The organism is Rhodobacter calidifons, assembly GCF_011174775.1.
GTDB lineage: Bacteria > Pseudomonadota > Alphaproteobacteria > Rhodobacterales > Rhodobacteraceae > Tabrizicola > Tabrizicola calidifons.
On sequence record NZ_JAANHS010000004.1, the window covers coordinates 55,533 to 73,138 of the forward strand.

The 17,606-nt window shown below is 67.1% G+C and carries 17 protein-coding genes; 14 read left to right on the forward strand and 3 right to left on the reverse strand.

What is annotated here, in order from left to right; genetic code table 11:
- Positions 1–103 precede the first annotated feature (103 nt).
- From G8O29_RS06910 to G8O29_RS06950, 10 genes are all read left to right on the forward strand, one after another.
- A complete protein-coding gene (locus G8O29_RS06910) occupies positions 104–1,282 on the forward strand; it encodes an aminotransferase class I/II-fold pyridoxal phosphate-dependent enzyme (protein ID WP_166402512.1) in 1,179 nt (392 codons plus the stop codon).
- Between the two features lie 11 nt (positions 1,283–1,293).
- Positions 1,294–4,260 (forward strand): DNA translocase FtsK, encoded by a 2,967-nt coding sequence (locus tag G8O29_RS06915; protein WP_166402513.1) that lies wholly within the window; start codon positions 1,294–1,296, stop codon positions 4,258–4,260.
- Positions 4,261–4,471: 211 nt separating this feature from the next.
- Positions 4,472–5,893, forward strand: coding sequence for a serine/threonine-protein kinase (locus G8O29_RS06920; RefSeq protein WP_166402514.1), 1,422 nt, complete (start codon positions 4,472–4,474; stop codon positions 5,891–5,893).
- A gap of 160 nt (positions 5,894–6,053) precedes the next feature.
- Positions 6,054–7,142, forward strand: coding sequence for an ABC transporter ATP-binding protein (locus tag G8O29_RS06925; protein ID WP_166402515.1), 1,089 nt, complete (start codon positions 6,054–6,056; stop codon positions 7,140–7,142).
- A gap of 96 nt (positions 7,143–7,238) precedes the next feature.
- Positions 7,239–8,165, forward strand: coding sequence for an ArsR/SmtB family transcription factor (locus G8O29_RS06930; protein WP_166402516.1), 927 nt, complete (start codon positions 7,239–7,241; stop codon positions 8,163–8,165).
- Positions 8,166–8,499: 334 nt separating this feature from the next.
- The gene (locus tag G8O29_RS18260; RefSeq protein WP_207623709.1) at positions 8,500–8,901 is read left to right on the forward strand and encodes a carbohydrate ABC transporter permease; all 402 of its coding nucleotides are present in this window, start codon (positions 8,500–8,502) and stop codon (positions 8,899–8,901) included.
- Complete coding sequence (locus G8O29_RS18265; RefSeq protein WP_207623710.1) at positions 8,898–9,047, forward strand: hypothetical protein; 150 nt, start codon at positions 8,898–8,900, stop codon at positions 9,045–9,047. Before G8O29_RS18260 ends, G8O29_RS18265 begins: the two co-directional genes overlap by 4 nt.
- Positions 9,044–9,886: a carbohydrate ABC transporter permease gene (locus G8O29_RS06940; protein ID WP_242678956.1), complete on the forward strand. Its 843-nt coding sequence runs from the start codon at positions 9,044–9,046 to the stop codon at positions 9,884–9,886. Before G8O29_RS18265 ends, G8O29_RS06940 begins: the two co-directional genes overlap by 4 nt.
- Before the next feature lie 243 nt (positions 9,887–10,129).
- The gene (locus G8O29_RS06945; RefSeq protein WP_242678957.1) at positions 10,130–10,762 is read left to right on the forward strand and encodes an ABC transporter permease subunit; all 633 of its coding nucleotides are present in this window, start codon (positions 10,130–10,132) and stop codon (positions 10,760–10,762) included.
- Positions 10,763–11,081: 319 nt separating this feature from the next.
- On the forward strand, positions 11,082–11,933 hold the full coding sequence (locus tag G8O29_RS06950) for a fumarylacetoacetate hydrolase family protein (RefSeq protein WP_367890138.1): 852 nt from the start codon (positions 11,082–11,084) through the stop codon (positions 11,931–11,933).
- A 389-nt stretch (positions 11,934–12,322) separates the two neighbouring features.
- On the opposite strand, the gene G8O29_RS06955 is transcribed toward G8O29_RS06950, so the two are convergent.
- Entirely contained in the window at positions 12,323–13,147 is an 825-nt protein-coding gene (locus G8O29_RS06955) for an acyltransferase family protein (RefSeq protein WP_166402518.1), read from the reverse strand.
- A gap of 137 nt (positions 13,148–13,284) precedes the next feature.
- Positions 13,285–14,631 carry a D-amino acid dehydrogenase gene (locus G8O29_RS06960; RefSeq protein ID WP_367890146.1) on the reverse strand — a complete coding sequence of 449 codons (1,347 nt, stop codon included), beginning with the start codon at positions 14,629–14,631 and terminating at the stop codon, positions 13,285–13,287.
- A gap of 209 nt (positions 14,632–14,840) precedes the next feature.
- Here G8O29_RS06960 and G8O29_RS06965 point away from each other — a divergent pair, with 209 nt between their 5' ends.
- Positions 14,841–15,440: a LolA family protein gene (locus G8O29_RS06965; protein ID WP_166402519.1), complete on the forward strand. Its 600-nt coding sequence runs from the start codon at positions 14,841–14,843 to the stop codon at positions 15,438–15,440.
- A gap of 13 nt (positions 15,441–15,453) precedes the next feature.
- On the opposite strand, the gene G8O29_RS06970 is transcribed toward G8O29_RS06965, so the two are convergent.
- Entirely contained in the window at positions 15,454–16,038 is a 585-nt protein-coding gene (locus G8O29_RS06970; protein WP_166402520.1) for a transglycosylase SLT domain-containing protein, read from the reverse strand.
- A gap of 215 nt (positions 16,039–16,253) precedes the next feature.
- On the opposite strand from G8O29_RS06970, the gene hspQ reads away from it, so the two are divergent.
- The 3 genes from hspQ (at position 16,254) to G8O29_RS06985 (ending at position 17,425) form a co-directional block, all read left to right on the forward strand.
- Positions 16,254–16,580 (forward strand): heat shock protein HspQ, encoded by a 327-nt coding sequence (hspQ, locus tag G8O29_RS06975; protein ID WP_166402717.1) that lies wholly within the window; start codon positions 16,254–16,256, stop codon positions 16,578–16,580.
- A 70-nt stretch (positions 16,581–16,650) separates the two neighbouring features.
- Positions 16,651–16,992: an STAS domain-containing protein gene (locus tag G8O29_RS06980; RefSeq protein ID WP_166402521.1), complete on the forward strand. Its 342-nt coding sequence runs from the start codon at positions 16,651–16,653 to the stop codon at positions 16,990–16,992.
- Positions 16,976–17,425, forward strand: coding sequence for an ATP-binding protein (locus G8O29_RS06985; RefSeq protein ID WP_207623712.1), 450 nt, complete (start codon positions 16,976–16,978; stop codon positions 17,423–17,425). The genes G8O29_RS06980 and G8O29_RS06985 overlap by 17 nt, the downstream gene beginning before the upstream one ends.
- Positions 17,426–17,606 lie beyond the last annotated feature (181 nt).

The window sequence follows — 17,606 nt, forward strand, 5'->3', positions numbered from 1 at the left end:
GGTCCCAAGCCTCTCATGGGGAAGGATTTTTTGTGGACCTGAGGCGCGCGCGCGGCTATCGTCCGGTCAAACGGGGCGCTCAGACCCCGCGATCGAGGCAGTAATGGCGTTTCCTGAGCGGTTTTCGAACCTGCCGGACTATGCGTTTCCGCGTCTGCGGAAGCTTCTGGACGCGCATCCTCCGGGAGGCGAACCCATCGCCATGACCATCGGCGAGCCGCGCCATGCGATGCCGGAGTTCGTCGGGCCGATCCTTGCGGCGAACCTGTCGGGCTTCGGCACCTATCCGCCGAACGACGGGACGCCGGAGCTGCTGGCCGCTATCTCGGGCTGGATCGCGCGGCGCTATGGGGTGACCGTGGCCGAGGACCGGCTGATGGCACTGAACGGCACGCGGGAAGGGTTGTTCAACGCGGCCATCGCGCTGTGCCCGGAAGCGAAGAACGGCCAGAGGCCGGTCATCCTGATGCCTAACCCGTTCTATCAGGTCTATGCCGTGGCCGCGCTGACCGTGGGGGCCGAGCCAGTCTATGTGCCCGCCACCGCCGCCACCGGGTTTCTGCCGGACTATGGCGGCCTGCCCGTGGATGTGCTGGACCGGGTGGCGCTGGCCTATATCTGTTCGCCCGCGAACCCTCAGGGCGCGGTGGCGACGCGGGACTATCTGGCGGACCTGCTGACCCTGGCCGAAAAGCACGATTTCCGGGTGCTGGCCGACGAGTGCTATTCGGAAATCTGGCGCGAGGCGCCGCCGCCCGGCCTGTTGCAGGTCGCGGCCGACCAGGCCGCTGACCCCGAGCGGGTGGTGGTGTTCCATTCGCTGTCGAAACGGTCGAACCTGCCCGGCCTGCGGTCGGGGTTCGTGGCCGCGGGGCCGGAGTGCATGCGCCGCATCCGCAAGCTGCGGTCCTTTGCCGGGGCGCCCTTGCCCCTGCCCTTGCAGCGCGTGGCCGAGGCGGCCTGGGCGGACGAGGCGCATGTCGAGGCAAGCCGCGCGCTGTATCAGGCGAAGTTCCGCGATGCGGATGCGATCTTCGCCAGGGTTCAGGGCTATCAGGCACCGGAGGGCGGATTCTTCCTGTGGCTGCCGGTCGAGGATGGCGAGCAGGCGGCGCTGAAGCTGTGGCGCGAGACGGGGGTGCGGGTCCTGCCCGGCGCTTACCTCTCGCGCGAGGTCGGGGGCGAGAACCCCGGCAAGGGTTATATCCGGGTGGCCCTTGTGGCCCCTCAGGAAGAAACGCAGCGCGGGCTGACCGGCTTGCGCGATTGCATCTATGGGTGAGTGAGGGACGAATGGCTTCGTATCAGGCACGGCAGCGCGATCCGCTTCTGGACCAGGGCACGCAGGCAATGCTGGAACGCCGGGGGCGCGAGCTTCTGGGGCTGGTCCTCCTCGTGGTGGGCCTGGGGTTCACGCTGATGCTGTGGAGCTATTCGCCCGAGGATCCGGGCTGGATGGTGGCCACCGACGAACCGGCGCAGAACCTGCTGGGCCGGTTCGGGGCGGCGATGGCCTCGACCCTGATCATCCTGATCGGCAAGGGGGCCTGGACGATCCCGCTGACCTTCGCGGCCTGGGGCGTGCGCTTCATGATCCATCGCGGCGGCGAGCGGGCGATCGGCAGGGTGGTGTTCGCGGTGATCGCGGTAGCCTTCGCGGCGGTGCATTGCGCGACGCTGGTGCCGGGGCATGACTGGACGCATACCTTCGGCCTGGGCGGGCTGTTCGGCGATACGGTGACGGGCTCGCTCCTGGGCGTGATCCCGGGGTCGGCCGGGTTCGGCCTGAAGTTCCTGTCGCTGTTCACCTTTGCCGGCCTGATCGGGATGCTGCTGTTCGTGACCGGCTTCGACATGGAGGAGCTGCGGACGATCCAGCGCTTCCTTCTTCTGGGGGCGATCCTGGGCTATTCGGCGCTGCGTCAGGCCCTTGGCCAGGGCGCGCGCGGGGCGTTGAGCGGGGCGGTGGCCTTGCAGGAGCGCGCGCGGGCGCGGTCGGCTGCCACGGCGCCCCATGCGGTGCGCTATGAGCCGCCGGTGGCGATGGGGCGGGAGGTTCCGGTCTCGCGCCGGGTCGTGCCGCCGGTGACCGGAGCCATGGCGCCCGAGCCCCTGCGGGCCGGTCAGGGGCGGGGGATGACGGCATCGCCGCGGGGCGAGCCGCGTCCGGCGCCAGAGCCGGAACCCGCGCCGGCGAAGGAGAAGCCGGGTCTGCTGGAGCGTCTGCGCCGCAAGCACCAGCCGGACCCGGAGCCGGAACTGGTGGAGCAGGAGCCGAGCTGGGATCCTTCGATGCCCAGCGAGGAGCGGATCAGGGCGCGGATCTCGGACGTGATCCGCAGCCGCGTGCTGCGGTCGCCCGACTTTCCGGTGGCCCCGCCGCCGCTGCCGCCCGCGGCCCGGGTCGAACCGCCAGTGATGCGGCCCCGGGGGCCGGCGCCGCTGATGGCCGACAGCCGGACCTCGCCCCGGACGGTCCCGCCGGTCGCGGCCCCAGCGCCGGCCCCAGCGCCGGAGGTCGAAGAGGACGAGCCGACGGCCTTCGGCGAGGCGGCGGCCTGGGAGGATCGCGACGATCTTGCGGCCGATCCGCTGGACGATCTGGAGGACGAACTGCCGGCCGCCCGTCCGATGACGCCCTACGCGCCCGACCGCCGGGCCGTGGTGCAGCATGCGGTGAAGAAGCCTGCCCCGTCCCGCCAGGCGCTGGCCGAAAGCCAGCCGGCGCTGCGCTTCGAGGAGCAGGCGCAGGTCTATGAACTGCCGCCGCTGTCGCTGCTAACGCCGCCGGTGGCGAGCCAGCGCAGCCATCTGTCCGACGAGGCGCTGGAAGAGAACGCACGGATGCTGGAATCGGTGCTGGACGACTATGGCGTGAAGGGCGAGATCGTGGCCGTCCGCCCCGGCCCGGTCGTGACGATGTACGAGTTGGAGCCCGCGCCGGGGCTGAAGGCCTCGCGCGTGATCGGGCTGGCCGATGACATCGCGCGGTCGATGTCGGCGCTGTCGGCGCGTGTCTCGACCGTGCCGGGGCGCAGCGTGATCGGGATCGAACTGCCCAATGCCCACCGCGAGAAGGTGGTGTTGCGGGAAATCCTCTCGGCGCGCGATTTCGGCGACAGCCAGATGCGGCTGCCGCTGGCCTTGGGCAAGGACATCGGCGGCGAGCCGGTGGTGGCGAACCTGGCCAAGATGCCTCACCTTCTGATCGCGGGGACCACGGGGTCGGGGAAATCGGTGGCGATCAACACGATGATCCTGAGCCTGCTCTACAAGCTGACGCCCGAGGAATGCCGGCTGATCATGATCGACCCGAAGATGCTGGAACTGTCGGTCTACGACGGCATCCCGCATCTTCTGTCGCCCGTCGTCACCGACCCGAAGAAGGCCGTCGTCGCCCTGAAATGGGTCGTGGGCGAGATGGAGGAACGCTATCGCAAGATGTCCAAGATGGGCGTGCGCAACATCGAGGGCTACAATGGCCGCGTGCGCGAGGCTCTGGCCAAGGGCGAGATGTTCAAGCGTACGATCCAGACCGGCTTCGACGAGGAAACCGGCGATCCCGTGTTCGAGACCGAGGAATTCGCGCCGCAGCCCTTCCCCTATATCGTCGTCATCGTGGACGAGATGGCCGACCTGATGATGGTGGCGGGGAAGGAGATCGAAGCCTGCATCCAGCGCCTGGCGCAGATGGCGCGGGCGAGCGGCATCCACCTGATCATGGCGACGCAGCGGCCTTCGGTGGACGTGATCACCGGCACGATCAAGGCGAACTTCCCGACGCGGATTTCCTTCCAGGTGACGTCGAAGATCGACAGCCGCACCATCCTGGGCGAACAGGGGGCGGAGCAGCTGCTGGGCGCGGGCGACATGCTTTACATGGGCAACGGCGCGAAGATCACCCGGATCCACGGGCCCTTCGTCAGCGACGAGGAAGTGGAAGAGATCGTCAACCACCTGAAAAGCTTCGGTCCGCCGGCCTACATGTCGGGCGTCGTCGAGGGGCCGGAGGACGAGGTGGCGAGCGATATCGACATGGTGCTGGGGCTGGGCTCGGGCGAGGCCTCGGACGATGCGCTGTACGACCAGGCCGTGGCGATCGTGGCGCGGGACCGGAAGTGTTCGACCAGTTACATCCAGCGCAAGCTGGGCATCGGCTACAACAAGGCCGCCCGGCTGGTGGAGCAGATGGAGGATCAGGGCGTGGTCACCCGCGCCAACCACGTCGGCAAGCGCGAGATCCTGGTCGAGGAACGCTAGACGCTTGCGGCGCCGACCCCGGGCACCCCCCCCGGCCAGCCCGGCCGGGGGCTTAAGGATTTTGGCATTTCCGACACAAATCAGCCTCAATCCCGCCCGAATCGGAACACAACCTCGGGTTGTAAATGTGGCGTGCATGTCGCCAGAGAATCGCTGAACTGGCCGGGCATCGCCTTTAGCGTAACGCGGGGAAGGGGCTTGGGTTCCCATCATGGCACTGGACACATCCGACCTTCTGGCAAGATCCGATATCGGCGACGAGCTTTTGCCCGGCACGACGCTGTTCCATGGCAGCTACCGGATCACCCGCTTCATCAATTCCGGCGGCTTCGGCATCACCTATCTGGCGCAGGACAGTCTGGGCCGCGAGGTGGTGATCAAGGAGTGTTTCTCGTCCAACTTCTGCCGCCGGTCGCAAAGCCGCGTGCGGGCGCGGTCGGCGGGCACGCGCGAGCATCTGTCGAAACTGGTGCGCGCCTTCCTGCGCGAGGCGCAGAGCCTGGCCCTGCTGCGGCACCCGAACATCGTCGGCGTGCATCAGGTGTTCGAGGAGAACGATACCGCCTACATGGTGCTGGACTATATCCGGGGCCATGACCTGCTGGAGATCATCGACGAAAAGCCGGCCGACCTGACGCCGGCGATGATCGTGCGGATGACCGGCAAGCTGGTCGCGGCGTTGGCCTATATCCACGACAACCAGCTTCTGCATTGCGACATCGCGCCCGACAACATCTTCGTGACGCCCGCCGGCGAGCCGGTGCTGATCGACTTCGGCGCCTCGCGTCGCACGGCGGCGGGGGCGGCGCAGAAATATTCCGGCCTGAGCGTTGTGAAGGACGGCTATTCGCCGCATGAGCTTTACACCGTCGGCGGCAACAGCGGACCGTGGAGCGACATCTACGCGCTGGCGGCCTCGCTGTATCACGCGATCTCGGGGCAGGCGCCGGAGAACTGCCAGACCCGGCTGTCGGCGCTGGCGGAAAAGCGGGCAGACCCGTGCAAGCCCCTGGCGGGCCATGTCGCGGGCTATCCGCCGGGCTTTCTGGAGACGATCGACCGGGCGATGGCCGTGATGCCGACGGCGCGGTTCCAGTCGGCGGCCGACTGGCTGAAGGCCCTGCCCCAGCCCGAACCCAAAGCCGAGCGCAAGGTGGTGCTGGTGCGCCGGGTGGTGCCCGCACCTGCCGCGGCCACGGAGCCGGCGCGCGAGACGCCGCGCGCGGCTGCGGTTCCGGTGGCGCCGGTGGTGCCGATGCCCGCGCGCCCGCGGCGACCGGCGACACGGGTTGCCGAGGTCGATCTGTCGGGCCTGCGGCGGATCAGCGGCTTTCGCGGCGGCTGGCTGATCGACGCGCTGACCGGCTCGGTCATGGCAAGCGAGGCGGGAGGCGCAGAGCCTGAGGTCGCAGACCGGGCGCTGGCGGCGGTCGCGCAGGCCAATCTTCAGGCCTTCGCCCCCGGCGATGCGGTCGAGGACATCCAGATCGCCCGCACGGACCGGCTGCATCTGATCCGTCCGCTGGACCGGACGCCGCATGTCTTCATCTGCGTGACGCTGGACCGCGAGACGGCGAACCCGGCCCTCGCCCGGATGCAGCTGCGCCGCGTCGCCCAGGCCGTTCGGCTTTAGTCGTCTCCCCTCTTCCCATCTTCCCGGCGTCGCCTTTCGCGGCGCCGAATTTTCCCGTGCTGCCGCGAAAGTCGCGGGCGGCAACACTGCGACCCTGCGATCTGCGCCTTGACTTCTGATATATACCCGCAACGCTGATGCAAAAGGCAGGGAGGGCCGCATGGCTGGAATCGTCCTCGATCGGGTATCCAAGCGTTTCGGATCCGTCGATGTCATCCGGGATCTGAGCCTGGAGATCGGCGCGGGGGAGTTCGTGGTGTTCCTGGGGCCTTCGGTGTCTGGCAAGACCACGCTTCTGCGGATGATCGCCGGGCTGGAAAGCATCGGGTCCGGCACATTGACCATCGACGGGGTGCGGTCCGAGGGGCTAGCGCCCGGGCAGCGCAATCTGGCGATGGTGTTCCAGAACTACGCGCTTTATCCGCACATGACGGTGGCCGAGAACATGGCCTTCGGCTTGCGCAACATCGGCCTGCCCGCGGCCACGATCAAGGCCCGCGTCGCCGAAGCCGCGCGGATGCTGGCGATGGAGAAGCTTCTGGCGCGGCGGCCGGCGGAACTGTCGGGCGGGCAGCGGCAGCGGGTCGCCATCGGGCGGGCCATCGTGAAGGAGCCGAAGGCGTTTCTCTTCGACGAGCCGCTGTCGAACCTTGACGCCGGGTTGCGGGTCAGGACGCGGGTGGAACTGGCGGAACTGCATCAGCGGCTGGGATCGACGATGATCTATGTCACGCATGACCAGACCGAGGCGATGACGCTGGCCGACCGGATCGTGATCCTGAACAACTGCCGGATCGAGCAGGTCGGCACGCCGATGGAGGTCTATTCCGACCCGGCCTCGCGCTTTGTGGCCAGCTTCATCGGCTCGCCCGCGATGAACTTCCTGCCGGTGACGCTGGACGCCGGGGACGGCAGGCCCGTCGCGCGGCTGGGCGACGGGTCGACGGTGCCGCTGCCCGCCCTGCCCCCGGCTGCGGGGCCATGGGAACTGGGCATCCGTCCCGAGGCGCTGACCGTGGCCGAGAACGGACCGCTGCGGGGGACGGCGACGGTGGTGGAACGGCTGGGCGACCGGACGCTGGTCTATGCGCGGCTGGGCGACGGCAGCCAGGTCATCGCGCAGGACCGGGGCAAGTCGGCGGTCCGGGCGGGCGACGCGATCGGTCTGGCTGTCGATCCGGCGGCGCTGCACCTGTTCGATGCCGAGGGTCGCGCCGCGCCGCTGCTGCCCGGCGCCCGCGCCGCGTGACCGGCCCCGGCGCAGGCCGGCGGAGGGGCGCAGGTTCGGGTTTGTCTGGATCAGAGTTCCTGATACAGATCACGGGACAGTGACAAGCGTGCGATCATGACCAACCAGATCATCGTCGTTGACCCTCTGGAGCGACAGGACATCCTGCGGGCGCTGGCCAGCGAGGTGCGGGTGCGCATCCTGGAACATCTGACCCGGCAGGGTCCGCGCAACGTCAACCAGGTCTCCGAGGAGCTGGACCTGCCGCAATCCACCGTCTCGTCCAACATCCAGATCCTGATCGACGCGGGCCTGGTGCAGACCCGGTCGGAAAAGGGCCGCAAGGGCAGCCAGAAGATCTGCCATTCCACCTTCACCGAGCTGCTGATCGCCTTCAAGGACCCGACGCCGGCGCAGAATGCCAATGTCATCGAAGTGGCGATGCCGATCGGGCTTTACACCCGCTGCGAGGTCAGCGCGCCCTGCGGGTTGTGCTCTCCCGATGGGGTGATCGGCCTGCTGGACGTGCCGGACACCTTCCTGGACCCCGACCGGATGCGCGCGGGATTGTTGTGGTTCACCAGGGGCTTCGTCGAATACCAGTTCCCGAACAACGCAAAGCTGGCCGGAACGCCGGTGCAGGCGCTGGAACTGGTGCTGGAACTGTCCTCGGAAGTGCCGGGGACCTCGAAGGACTGGCCTTCGGACATCACCGTGGCGATCAACGGGCACGAGATCGGGACCTGGACCTCGCCCGGCGACTATGGCGACAAGCGCGGGAAATACACGCCCGACTGGTGGAAGCTGGCGGGGTCGCAATACGGCGACCTGAAGCGCTGGGAAGTGACGGCAGAGGGCACCTTCCTGGACGGGACGCGGATCTCGGACTGCCGCCTGGACGATCTGGGGCTGAACGACCACCGCTCGATCCGGGTGCGGATCGGGGTGAAGGAGGATGCGCGCCACCCCGGGGGGCTGAACATCTTCGGCCGCGGCTTCGGCAACCACGATCAGGACATCCGCCTGCGGTTGCTGCGCGACTGACGGCGCGGCCCGCACCTTTTCGCTTGACCGACTCTGCCATCCCGGCGAAATCTACCGAAAACCTGGTATGAACCGGAATTACTGATTCTAACCTCCGGAAGGGAGGAGCGCTGAAGGCAAGGGTCACGGCGCACAGCGCCTATAGGGTCGCGGAGATCGACAAGCGGCTTTACGGATCGTTCCTGGAGCATCTGGGGCGGGCGGTCTTTACCGGCATCTACGAACCCGGCCACCCGACGGCGGACAGCGCGGCGATCCGCGCTTTCGCACCGCAGCCTGGAACACCGCCTATTTCGTCCTGCTGACCGTCCTGCCGGGCACGATCATCGCGCTTGTGATCGCGCTGGGGGTCTCCCGGCTGAAGGGCCGGTTGCAGGCGGCGATCCTGGCGCTGTTCTTCCTGCCCTACATCCTGCCCGTGTCCGTGATCTATCTGATCTGGGACTGGGTGCTGAACTTCCAGTTCGGGATTTCCATGCACATCCTGGACCTGCTGGGCATCGACCGCATTCCGATCACCAAGTCGCGCATCTGGTTCATGCCCGCCGTGGGCATCGTGACCCTCTGGTGGACCGCCGGGTTCTCGAACATTCTGTTCCTCGCCGGCCTGCGGTCGATCCCGGCCGAGATCTATGAGGCTGCGGCACTGGACACTGCCCGCGCTGGACGACCTTCCGGCGGATCACCTGACCGCTGCTCTGGCCGGTCACGAGCCTTGTGTTCACCATCCAGTTGATCGCGCAACTGAAGATCTTCGATCAGGTCTATCTCTTCTCGCAGGGCGGGCGGGCTGCCGCCGTGGCGGTGACGCTGTTCGTGTTGGTGGTCGTTGTGTCCGTGCTGCAATTCCAGCTTCTGCGACTGGCAAGGGGCCGCAAATGACTGCGGCGGGCATGCAGCGGGCGAATGTCTGGGGCGGGGTCATCACCATCCTGACCGTGCTGCTGGCACTGGTCTGGGCCTTTCCGCTGTACTGGGGCGTCATCTCCTCGCTGAAGCCCGAGGACGAGGTGGTGCGGCCCTTTATCGAGCTTTGGCCCGAGACCCTGACCTTCAGCCACTATACCCATGCGATCACCAATACCCAGATCGTGACTTGGTACGTCAACTCGATCGCCGTCGCGGTCGGGGTGACGGTGATCACCATCGTGACGTCGATGCTGTGCGGCTATGCGCTGTCACAGCTGAAATTCCCGGGGCGCCAGGCGCTGTGGTGGCTGATCCTGGCCAGCTTCATGGTCCCGACCCAGGCGCTGAGCATCAACCATTTCGTGCTGATCTCGCAGCTTGGGCTTATCAACGCCCGGGCCGGGATCATGCTGCCGCAGCTGATCCATCCGGTGATCATCATCGTCTACCAGCAGTTCTTCGATCAGGTGCCGAAGGATTTCCCCGAGGCCGCCGTGATGGACAATGCGGGCGAGTTCACGATCCTGTTCAAGGTCTATCTGCCGATGAACTGGGGGGTGACGACGGCGCTGTCGATCGTGACCTTCATCTGGACCTGGAATGCCTTCCTCTGGCCCTTCCTGTCGGTGACCAGGACCGAGATGATGACGATGCCGGTGGGCATCACCCAGGTGAACGACGCCTTCGGGGTCTATTACGCCCGCCAACTGGCCGCCGCCGTGCTGGCCGGGCTGCCGGTGGCGCTGGCTTACCTGCTGTTCCAGCGCAAGGTGACCGAGGCGATCACCCTGTCGGCGGGGATCAAGGGCTAGCCGTCAAGTCTTGCAGGTTGCTCGCCGGGAACGAGGCCCGCATCGGAACGCCAGACCGGCACGGTCGGGAAAAGATCATTGCCCGACTCCTGTCGGGGCCGGCGGGATCGGAGGCCGCAGCGGCCTTTGCCGTGGCGGTCCTCCTGCTTGCCGTGGGGGCGCCCCCTTTCTGGTATGGTACACATGAGCGGCGCAACCAGCATCGACCTTCGCGGGCTTTCGAGATCCTGTGCCGGCATCCGCATGTTGACAGGCCTGGACGTTGCCGCCCAGCGCGGATCAGTCCATGCGGTCCCGGGCGAGAACGGGGCAGGCACGGCTGTCCTCCGCGTGCCCTCGATGATCTTCACCCCGGGCATGGACAGGGTGCTGCGCGGGATCACCGTCGCCCGGACCGGAGACTTCGAACCACAGGACCAGGCGACGCCCCTGATGCTGGCGCTGGATGTACGGGCCGGAGTCCCGATCCTGATCGCCTTCCTGCTGTTCCGCACCGCCTCGGGCCAAGCGCCACATGCCATCGGCACGCGGGAACGCGCGGCCTGCCTGTCGGGCATCATCGGCGCCTTCCTCGCCTGGTCGATCCTTGCCCCGCTGGCGGAGGTCCTGCTGGCGGGCTGTTCGGCCATGGCCTGTCAGGGGATGGGCAAGACCTGCCTCTTGCCCGCCATCGCCGCGGTGGTGCCGGGCGGGACGAACCTGCCGGGCGGGTCCGGCCGCCCTGTCGGCACGCGGATCGGGGGGATCCTGATCGTGCCCCTCAACTCGGCCCTGTCGATCATGCAAATGCCCGAGGCGCTGCGGCAGGTCATCTGTGGCGTTGTCATCACCGCAAGGCTGATGATCTATGGCCGGGGCCAACGCGAAACCGCATAACGGGGAGAAACCATGCCGCTGCACCTGTCCGCCGCCGACATCCTGCCGGATGACCCCGAGGCCCTGCTGGTCGGCCGGGTCTGGTCTGATGCCGCGGCCGGCCCCTGCCCCGTCCTGTGCCGCGAAGGCGAGCTGCACGATCTGACGACCCTGTCGCCCACCATGTCGGGTCTGCTGGAACGGGAAAACCTGGTGGACCTGCTGGCCGGCGACTTCCCGCACCTTGGCCCGCTGGACGCTTTCCTGAACCTGGGCGACGGCACCGGACGGCACGGGCGGTTGCTGGCGCCCTGCGATCTTCAGGCGATCAAGGCCGGGGGTGACCTTCGCCGGGTCGATGATCGAACGGGTGATCGAGGAACGCGCCAAGGGAGATCCGGCCCGGGCCGAGGCGATCCGCAGCGAGCTGGCCGAGATCCTGGGGGGCTCCCTGCGCGGTGTGCAACCGGGGTCCGAGGCGGCGGCGGCGGTCAAGGCGAAGTTGCAGGGGGCCGGCATGTGGTCGCAATACCTGGAGGTGGGGATCGGCCCCGATGCCGAGGTCTTCACCAAGGCTCCCCCCATGGCGGCCGTGCGTTGCGGCGCCGAGATCGGGGTCCATGCCAAATCGGTTTGGAACAACCCCGAGCCCGAGGTGGTGCTGGCGGTGAACTCCCGGGGCCGCATCTGCGGCGCGACCCTGGGCAATGACGTGAACCTGCGGGACGTGGAGGGGCGCTCGGCGCTGCTTCTGGGCAAGGCCAAGGACAACAACGCCTCGGCGGCCATCGGGCCGTTCATCCGGCTCTTCGACGACCGCTTCACGCTGGACAGGGTCAAGGCGCTGCGCGTGGAGCTGGAGATCCGCGGCGAGGACGGATTCCTGTTGCAGGATCATTCCGACATGGGCCAGATCTCGCGCCCGCCCGAGGAGATCGCGGCGCAGACGCTGAACCGCAGCCATCAGTATCCCGATGGCTTCGTGCTGTTCCTCGGCACCATGTTCGCCCCCACCGGGGACCGCGATGCGCCGGGTCAGGGCTTCACCCATCACCGGGGCGACCGGGTGACGATCTCCTCGGCCCCGCTGGGCCGACTGGTGAACACGGTCAGACCCTGCGACGAGATCGCGCCCTGGACCTTCGGCGCCCGCGCCCTGATGGAGAACCTGGCCCGTCGGGGCGTGCTGTGACCTCCCGAACGCCCGGCCGTCTGCGACGTCGGGACCGGCTCGACACCACGCCCCTATCGACCTGACCGTGCGGTATCCGGAGCGGTTCATGAACCGTGACCTCACGCCCGAGGCGTTGCGCGCCTGCCGCCCGGCAGCTGCCAGCATCCGGACCTCGCAGTGCGGGTCAGGGAAGGCATCCCGATCGCATTCCCGATGCATCCGATCCTGGAAAACCGCCGCCCGACAGCGCGGCGAAGGGCGGGCGCCCTGTCATCGCATCTGCCGGCGCGAGGTTCTTTCCCTGTCCGAAGGGGCCGGGCTGACCTTGGCCCGTGGCCTGCGCGGCATTGGCAGCGGCGTCCCCCGGCACGATCACCGGCCCCTTCGCAAGGGCGCCGGCAAGGGGACTAATACTCCAGCCGGCTCTTGCGCGAGGACTGGACCAGGGTCTCGATCACCTGGGCCAGGATGACGCTGAACGCCAGCGAGAACAGGCCGAGCTCGATATAGGTGATGCGCAGCGACTGTCCGGCGATGATGACCAGCGGATGCGACAGGTAGATCCAGAGAGAAAGCCGCGCGCACCAGTCGGACACCGCGGTCGGCGGCAGGCGGTTCGACAGGACCACCAGCGCAAGCCCGGTGCCGACGAGTATCGTGATGTTGTCCGGCGAGGGGCTGCCAAGGAACAGGATCAGCATGCTCGACCCCAGGGTCGTGACCGCCAGCCGCCAGCCCCAGGCGAAATAGGCGATGCCGGTCAGGACGGGGATCACCCCGAAGGCCCATTGTCCGAAGGTGACCATGTCCGGCGTTCCGTTCAGGACGAGCAGGGTGGAAAACAGGATCGCCGCCCCCAGCGAGGCCAGCGGGTGCCGCAGCCAGGGCGACAGGGTGGCAGCGATGAAGGCGAAGGGCAGGAACCAGAGGTGGATCCAGGTGCCGGACAGAAGCATGTGCCAGCGCCACCAGTCGAACGGCGGGTTCTGGTTCTTCAGCGCAAGCGCCGTGCTGAGCATGCCGAAGATCACCGACCAGATCAGGAACGGCACCAGAAGCCGCCTGGCCAGCGTCCCAAGGCTGGACCTTGAGGGCATCGACAGAAGCACCAGGAAGAATGGCAGCGCGATATAGGCGACGCGAGAGCCCGGGGCTTGCGTATGGAACCAGACGATGCCCAGCGCCGCCACAAAGCGGCCGTAGTCGATCAGCCCGTTCCGAGACGCCTGCACCCCGAAATCCCCTTGCGACCCCCCTGTTCCCGTCACTGTGCCGGGAATTGGCGCCGCAATCCAGCTTGTCGACTCTGACCAGGGGCCTTTCGACGACCCGCTGTGTCCCGGAAGCGCCAGGCCGAAGGCGCGCGAGGTCAGGCGGGAAGGGCGGCCTTGCCAAGCTGCGGACGCGCCGCGCGCGGGGTGCGAAGGTAGCGCGCATAGCCAAGCCCGGCGGTGTCGATCTCGGCCTGACGGCCCGAGACGATGTCGGCCAGCACCTTTCCCGACCCTGCCGCCATGGTCCAGCCCAGCGTGCCGTGCCCGGTGTTCAGAAACAGGTTCGCCAGCGGCGACCGGCCGATGATCGGCGTCCCGTCCGGTGTCATCGGACGCAGGCCGGCCCAGAAGCTTGCCCGGCTCTGGTCGCCCGCGCCGCCGAAGAGGTCTTCGATCGAATGGGTCAGCGTGGCCTGCCGTTTCGCCTTGAGGCTGGTATCGAAGCCCGCGATCTCGGCCATGCCACCGACGCGGATGCGGTCGCCCAGACGGGTGATGGCGATCTTGTGGGTCTCGTCCATCACCGTCGAGACCGGCGCGCGGGCCTCATCCACGATCGGCACCGTGATCGAATAGCCCTTGACCGGATAGACCGGCAGCCGGATGCCGAATTCGCGCACCAGCTGCGGCGAATGGGACCCCAGCGCCACCACGAAGGCATCGGCCGTCACCCGGCCTTCCGAGGTATGGACGGCGGCGATCCGGTCGCCCTCGGCCTCCAGCCGGTCGATGCGGACGCCGTGGCGGAAGGTCACGCCCGCAGCTTCGGCCATCGCGGCAAGGCTTTGGGTGAACTTGAGGCAATCCCCGGTCTCGTCCCCCGGCAGGCGCAGGCCGCCCGCGATCTTGTGCCGTGCCCCGGCAAGTCCGGGCTCGGCGGCGATGCAGGCCGCCGGATCCAGCACCTCGAAGGCCACCCCATCGGCCTTCAGGACCGCGATGTCCTTTTCCGCTGCCGTCACCTGCTTTTCGCTGCGGAAGAGTTGCAGCGTGCCCTTCTGGCGCTCGTCGTAGGCAATCCCGGTTTCGGCGCGCAGCTCGATCAGGCAGTCGCGGCTGTATTCCGCCAGCCGGACCATGCGCGACTTGTTCACCGCATAGGCCTCGGCCGTGCAGTTCATCAGCATCCGCGCCAGCCAGCTGATCTTGGCCCAGTCGGGCCGAGGCTGCACGATCAGCGGCGCATGTTCCATGAACATCCACTTCAGCGCCTTGAGCGGGATGCCCGGCGCCGCCCAGGGCGAGGCATAGCCGGGGCTGATCTCGCCGGCATTGGCGAAAGAAGTCTCCAGCCCTGCGGCGGGCTGGCGGTCGATGACCGTGACCTCATGTCCCGCCCGGGCCAGATACCAGGCCGACGTGACCCCGATGACGCCCGCGCCAAGCACAACGATCTTCATGACCATCTCCGCCAATGTCCATTGCGCGACAGATACTGCGATCTCATCCGCAGTTCCTGGCGATGATGAGCGCCCATTGGCAATATTGGCGAAGATTCTTCTGCGGTTTTCGCTTTGGATCAAATTATTCACCGCAGGGCTTCGACTCAGCGAAAGGTTGGGCCCTCACGGTCGATCACGGGCGGGGCACGACGCGGCGAGGAACCGCCGCCGGGGGTGCAACGCGCGGGAATTGCGGTTATATCGGCGGCATGAACCGCCGTTTCGCCCTTCTGGCCCCGCTTGCCTTCCTGATCCCCGTCCCGGCCCTGGCCGAGAAGATCCCGCTTGCCACCCTGTCAAGCTATCTGAACGGCCTGACGACGGTAGAGGCGGATTTCACTCAGATCAATTCGGACGGCACGATTTCGACCGGCAAGATCTACATCCGGCGGCCGGGTCGGGTGCGGTTCGAATATTCCCCGCCCGACCGCAGCCTGGTGATCGCGGGCGGCCAGCAGGTCGCCATCTTCGACGCCAAGTCGAACCAGCCGCCGGAACAGTATCCGCTGAAGCGTACGCCGCTGAACCTGATCCTTGCGGCGAACATCGATCTTGGCCGGGCGAAGATGGTCGTGGGGCATACCGAGGACGGCACCTCGACCCGGGTGCGGGCGCAGGACCCGGAGCATCCCGAATACGGCTCGATCGAACTTGTCTTCACCGCGAACCCGGTGGAACTGCGGCAATGGATCATCACCGACGACCTCGGCGCCCAGACCACGGTGATCCTGGGTGAGATGAAGAAGGGCGGCCAGCTGGGCGCAAGCCTGTTCGACATCACCGCCGAGGCGGCCCGGCGGAAGAACTGAAGCGGCCCCGCGTCTAGCGGCAGGAGGCCAGCTGCGCGCGGTACATCTCGGACCGCTGACCGACCTTCTTCGCGACTTCCACCAGCCAGGGCTTGTTCAGATAGGATTGTCGGGCATAGCCGGTCCGGCCTTCGTGATAGGCCAGATACTGCGCCTCGGCATCGGTCTTCGGGATGCCCAGCGCACGCTCGGTCTGGTCCATGTACCAGCCCATGAAATCGGTCGCATCGCCGATATCGTCGCGCTTTGCCCGACGGTTGCCGACGCTTTGCTGGTATTCCTCCCAGGTGCCGTTCAGCGCCTGGCTGTAGCCATAGGCGGTGCTTTGCCGCCCCATCGGGATCACGCCCAGCACGAAGGTATGCGGCGTGCGCGCATTGCCCACGAACTTCGATTCCTGGTGGATCGTCGCCATCTGCACATGGATCGGAACGCCCCAGCGCCGTTCGGTCCGCTCCATCGCCCGCAGGTAGTGCGGCCTTTCGCGGATGATCGCGCAAGCGTTGTCCAACTGCCTCGGCGCCGAGTAGCTGCCGCCTCCGCCCCCGCAGGACGCCAGGCACAGAACCACCAGCGACGCACGGAGAAACCTGCTCATCTGCCCCTCGTGCTCTTTTCTTTTGGGGCGAGTTTAGACTATCCGACCTGCGGAGGAAATGGGCAACTCCCGCAGGCGACATCAGGATTCCGCGAGAATTGGGGCAGAAGACGGACTGTATGGACGAGGCCCACAGACTGTTTCCCTGCTGGCGGCGCGGCAAAGTGGACAGGCCGGGCGCAAGGGCGTAAATGTCTGGAAGGGAACTGACGATGATGCAGACCACACACGCCAAGTACCACATCGGGCAGGTGCTTCGACACAGGAAGCATCCGTTCCGCGGTGTGGTGTTTGACGTTGATGCGATCTTCTCGAACACCGAGGAATGGTACGACAACATTCCCGAGGACAGCCGTCCTGCCAAGGACCAGCCCTTCTACCACCTGCTCGCGGAAAACGGCCAAAGCTATTATGTGGCCTATGTGTCGGAACAGAACCTGGTGCCGGACGAAACCGGTGAACCTGTCGATCACCCTGACCTCGGCGATCTTTTCGGCGACTTCGAGGACGGGCGCTATCCGGTGACATTCCAGCTGAACTGACCGGCTGGCGCTTACCAGTTGTTCACCCTTTGCCCCTAGGCTGCGGGAAACGCAAGCAAAGGGGTGCGCCATGCAATTGCAGACTCAGACCAGACCCAAGGTGATTGCCGTGTCCGTGATCGACGACCGGATCGATGCCGCCACCGCGATCCAGTTCAAGGAACGGATGCGGGATGCCACGCGCGACGGTCCGATGCGCGTGGTGCTGGATCTGGCGCGGGTGCAATTCCTCGATTCCTCCGGCCTCGGCGCCATTGTCGCGGTGAAGAAACTGCTCGGCCCCGACCGCGTGCTGGAGCTTGCCGGTCTGACGCCCACGGTGGAAAAGGTCTTCCGCCTGACCCGGATGGACAGCATCTTCACGATCCATCCGAACGTTGATGCCGCCGTGGCCTATGCCGCAAGTGCCTGACCGGACCGACAGGCCTCCAGAGCTGTATCTGGCGTTCCGGGCCGATCCGGCATCCATCCGCCGGTCGCTGGCCGGAATGCTGGTCTGTCCGCCCCTGTCCGCGCTGCGGGAAGACGCCCGGGGCTCGGCGGAGGTGGTTCTGGCCGAGGCCCTGAACAACGTGGCAGAACATGCCTATGGTGAAGCGGGAGGGCAGGTCGAGGTCACCCTGCGGCAAGAAACGGCCGGGATCCGCTGTCTGATCGTCGATGCGGGACGCGCCATGCCGGGCGGGACCCTGCCGGAAGGGCGACTGCCACCTGACAGGGGTCCGGCCCTACAGGACCTTCCCGAAGGCGGTTTCGGCTGGCACCTCATCCGGTCGCTCTGCACGGATCTGTCCTACAGCCGCATTGCGGACAGGAATCATCTGACCTTCCTGCTGCCGTCCTAGGGCGCGCATCCCGCGCCAGACCGGCAGACCCGCGTCGCGGCGCGACCGGGATCGACGGGAAACGGTCAAATCCGTGCGCGTCGGCCGACACCGCGCCGCAGCCATCGTTGCGGGGTCTCGGGATCGGAAACTGGCGCCCGAGGTGTCTGCGGCCCGCGACCGGCCCGCGCCCGCTTGCTAC

Excerpts from the sequence above, each read along its gene's own strand:
- G8O29_RS06910 (WP_166402512.1), top strand. The coding sequence starts at position 104 with ATGGCGTTTCCTGAGCGGTTTTCGAACCTGCCGGACTATGCGTTTCCG.
- G8O29_RS06915 (WP_166402513.1), top strand. The coding sequence starts at position 1,294 with ATGGCTTCGTATCAGGCACGGCAGCGCGATCCGCTTCTGGACCAGGGC.
- G8O29_RS06920 (WP_166402514.1), top strand. The coding sequence starts at position 4,472 with ATGGCACTGGACACATCCGACCTTCTGGCAAGATCCGATATCGGCGAC.
- G8O29_RS06925 (WP_166402515.1), top strand. The coding sequence starts at position 6,054 with ATGGCTGGAATCGTCCTCGATCGGGTATCCAAGCGTTTCGGATCCGTC.
- G8O29_RS06930 (WP_166402516.1), top strand. The coding sequence starts at position 7,239 with ATGACCAACCAGATCATCGTCGTTGACCCTCTGGAGCGACAGGACATC.
- G8O29_RS06940 (WP_242678956.1), top strand. The coding sequence starts at position 9,044 with ATGACTGCGGCGGGCATGCAGCGGGCGAATGTCTGGGGCGGGGTCATC.
- G8O29_RS06945 (WP_242678957.1), top strand. The coding sequence starts at position 10,130 with ATGTTGACAGGCCTGGACGTTGCCGCCCAGCGCGGATCAGTCCATGCG.
- G8O29_RS06965 (WP_166402519.1), top strand. The coding sequence starts at position 14,841 with ATGAACCGCCGTTTCGCCCTTCTGGCCCCGCTTGCCTTCCTGATCCCC.
- G8O29_RS06970 (WP_166402520.1), bottom strand. The coding sequence starts at position 16,038 with ATGAGCAGGTTTCTCCGTGCGTCGCTGGTGGTTCTGTGCCTGGCGTCC.
- hspQ (WP_166402717.1), top strand. The coding sequence starts at position 16,254 with ATGCAGACCACACACGCCAAGTACCACATCGGGCAGGTGCTTCGACAC.
- G8O29_RS06980 (WP_166402521.1), top strand. The coding sequence starts at position 16,651 with ATGCAATTGCAGACTCAGACCAGACCCAAGGTGATTGCCGTGTCCGTG.
- G8O29_RS06985 (WP_207623712.1), top strand. The coding sequence starts at position 16,976 with ATGCCGCAAGTGCCTGACCGGACCGACAGGCCTCCAGAGCTGTATCTG.